At 36.5% G+C, this 3,359-nt stretch carries 4 protein-coding genes; all 4 read right to left on the reverse strand.

Annotation, left to right across the window (positions count from 1 at the left end):
* The coding region (gene thpR / locus AC3AX0_RS09705) for an RNA 2',3'-cyclic phosphodiesterase (protein ID WP_487550090.1) at positions 1-309 on the reverse strand (309 nt) is incomplete at its 3' end.
* Positions 309-1,310, reverse strand: a complete 1,002-nt coding sequence (locus AC3AX0_RS09710) for a LacI family DNA-binding transcriptional regulator (protein WP_487550091.1) — start codon at positions 1,308-1,310, stop codon at positions 309-311. The genes thpR and AC3AX0_RS09710, both read right to left, overlap by 1 nt.
* A gap of 174 nt (positions 1,311-1,484) precedes the next feature.
* On the reverse strand, positions 1,485-2,831 hold the full coding sequence (gene glmM / locus AC3AX0_RS09715) for a phosphoglucosamine mutase (protein ID WP_487550092.1): 1,347 nt from the start codon (positions 2,829-2,831) through the stop codon (positions 1,485-1,487).
* 202 nt (positions 2,832-3,033) lie between these two features.
* Positions 3,034-3,359, reverse strand: a 326-nt coding sequence (locus AC3AX0_RS09720) for a sensor histidine kinase (protein WP_487550093.1), incomplete at its 5' end; no start/stop codon positions are given.

Below are 3,359 nucleotides of genomic sequence, written 5' to 3' on the forward strand. Positions count from 1 at the left end.
GTCCACAAGCTTGTCCACATCACCTTCAAGTCCAATCCAAGTTACTCTGATTATGTTTTTTCCTCTGAAAAATCCAAGATTGTCCATTGAAAACCTCATTGGACCATTCCCTGACAAGGTAGCTTCAATATTATCTGAAATTTCAGGAATCCTTTCTACGTCAACATCTCCCATAAATTTCACTGTAAGATGGATATTCTTGTAATAAGCCCATCTTCCCTTTTCCGAATTCTTCTTCAATGTTTTTTGGATTTCAAAAATATTCTTTTTTGTCTTCTCATCGAAATCCAATGCTAGAAAAAGTCTCATTAATCCTTTGTCTTCACACTGTTTCTCTTAATAAAGCTGAAAGGAAGTTCAATGGTAGACGGCTGTTCCTTGTCTCCTTCTATCTTCTTAATAAGAGTTCTTATGCTTACTGCACCTATATCGTAGTATGGTTCCGATATTGTTGTAAGGGTCGGTCTTACAAACTGGCTTTCCTTGTAGTTTCCATATCCAACTACCGAAACATCATCAGGCACCTTGTATCCGTTGTCATAGAGATAGTTTATTAGTCCTATAGCCAGTTCGTCATTTGTACAGAATACTGCTGAAATGTTTTCTATCTCAGCGACCACCTCATGGGCAACATCGTAAGCAAAGTTATATCTTCTGCCTCCTGCAGTAAATACCCTTGAATAATCAAGTTCGTTTTCCTTAAGAGCCTCCATATATCCACTTATCTTATCAGCTTCATAGGTAGCTCTATCTTCATAATCAGAAAGGAATGCAATGTTTTCATGTCCTTCATTTATAAGATACTTGGTCATTTCATATGCAGCAGCATGACTATCTATTTTTACATGGTCAATTTTATCATCTCTTATGTCTCTAGTGAAATAAATGGAATTCTTATTGTATTCATCTACCTTTTTAATTACTTCCTCATCAAATCTATAGCCAATGAGAATTATTCCTTCAGCTTGCTTTCTGTTGAGCAGAGACAGATAATTTATCTGTGCTTCCTTGTCATAGTATGAGCTACAAAGAAGTATATCGTAATTGTACATCTTTCCAACTTCTTCCACGCCTTTTACCATTTCTGCAACATAAGTGTTGGACAAGTCGTTTACTATAACACCTATTAGATGAGACCTTCTTGTAACCAGACTTCTGGCAACATCATTTGGTCTATATCCTGTTTCATCGATTATTTCAAGTACTTTTTTCCTAATTTCCGGACTTACCGGTTTTGAGTCGTTGATTACTCTCGATACTGTAGATATGGAAACACCTGACAGTCTTGCTACATCTTTAATATTTACCATAACATCCTCTCTTTTCTATTTTATTTTTATAATAATATTCATCTATTTATTTGCCTGTTTTCCTATTTTCCTTTTTTAGCCCTAATTATTTTCCTGTTTTCCTTCATTATATACTTTTACAGGCTTTTTTCAAGTTTTTTCAATATTCCTTGTTAAAAAAATAAACAACATACTTTAACCCAGTCTATTTTCTATAAGCAAGGCAAGTTCTGAAGCCTTGTTCCTAATTTCTTCCTCGTTTTCCCCTTCAATCATTACCCTTACAAGGGGCTCAGTTCCAGAAGGTCTTATTAAGACTCTTCCCGCACCGTGAAACTCCTCTTCAAGCTTCTTGATGGAGTCTTCTATTACAGAATCCTCCATGTAGGAATTCTTATTCGAATTTTCAACCTTTGCATTTATGAGTACCTGTGGCATTGTTGTCATTATTGACGAAAGCGCAGACAATGACTTTTTTTGTTCTATTACTGCTTCTATAAGTTGAAGTGCCGTAAGAAGGCCGTCTCCAGTAGTATTATATTCAAGGAAAATTATATGTCCCGACTGCTCTCCACCTAGAACATGACCAGACTTTTTCATTTCCTCTATTACATATCTGTCCCCTACCTGTGTCTTAACAACTGCTATGTCCTTTTTATCAAGACAAAGATCAAGTCCCATATTGCTCATTACGGTACCTACTATGGTATTGTTCTGAAGTTTGTTCCTATCCTTAAGATAAGTTCCACAAACAGCCATTATATGGTCACCGTCTATTATGTTTCCTTTCTCATCAACTGCAATCAATCTATCAGCATCTCCGTCAAAGGAAAGTCCTATATCGGCTCCTGTATCTTTTACAAGCTGCTGTATAACTTCAGGATGAGTAGAACCGCTGTTGAAGTTGATGTTTATTCCATTTGGACTGTTATTGATTACATATACTTCTGCTCCAAGCTTGAATATAAGCTCCGGTGCAACCTTGTAAGCCGCTCCGTTTCCACAGTCCATCGCTATCTTAATACCTGAAAAATCAGTATCTACAGTTTTTTCAAGAAAATCCATATAAGTCTTGTTTGGATCTTCAATCACTATTTTCCTTCCAACATGAAAATCCACAGGATAATAGCCTATGTCCGAACCCTCAAGTATTAAGTTTTCTATTTCTTCCTCCATTGAATCCGGAAGCTTGAATCCCTTTGAATCAAAAAATTTGATTCCATTGTATTCAACAGGATTATGGGATGCCGAAATCATTATTCCACCGTCTGCCTTCAGTTCCCTTATAAGACAGGCAACGGCTGGTGTTGGAAGTACTCCGACATACAGTACATCTATTCCAGCAGAATTCAATCCCGCTGAAACCGCACCTTCCAGCATATTTCCGGAAATTCTTGTATCCATTCCTACTACTATTTTAGGTCTGTCTTTTCCCTTTGTAAGTATATATCCGCCTGTTCTGCCTATTTTATAGGCAAGTTCGCTGGAAAGCTCTGTATTTGCTATTCCCCTAACTCCATCTGTTCCAAATAATTTTCCCAATTTGTTCTCCTTATATGTTCATATTCATGGTTGTTATCCATGATTTATCTTAATTATTATTGTTTCACAATTTACCTTATATATTATCATAAAACATCCTTGTAAAAAAGTTAAGTTTTCCTGAAATTTCACTTAACTGCAATCTACAGAGATATTCCACTATATCATACTATTAAATTATTATTGAACCTGAATATTCGGTTTAAGATTTTATGGGAAGTTCCACAGTGAAAGTGGTTCCTTCATTGACTTTACTGACAACGGAAATTGTTCCTCCGTGGCTTTCAACTATCCATTTTGCAATACTTAGACCAAGACCCGTACCTCCTTCCTCCCTGTGTCTGGACTTGTCAGCTCTGTAAAACCTGTCAAATATCCTTTCAATATCCTCTTCCGATATTCCTACGCCGCTATCGGAAATTTCAAGAACCGCCTTGTTCTTTTCCTTCTTAAGGCTTATGGAGTATTCTCCGAAATCATCCGTATACTTTATTGCATTGTCAGTCAATATGGAAAGCATCTGAGTAA

The sequence above is a fragment of the Dethiosulfatibacter sp. genome (assembly GCF_983023055.1).

Excerpts from the sequence above, each read along its gene's own strand:
- AC3AX0_RS09710 (WP_487550091.1), bottom strand. The coding sequence starts at position 1,310 with ATGGTAAATATTAAAGATGTAGCAAGACTGTCAGGTGTTTCCATATCT.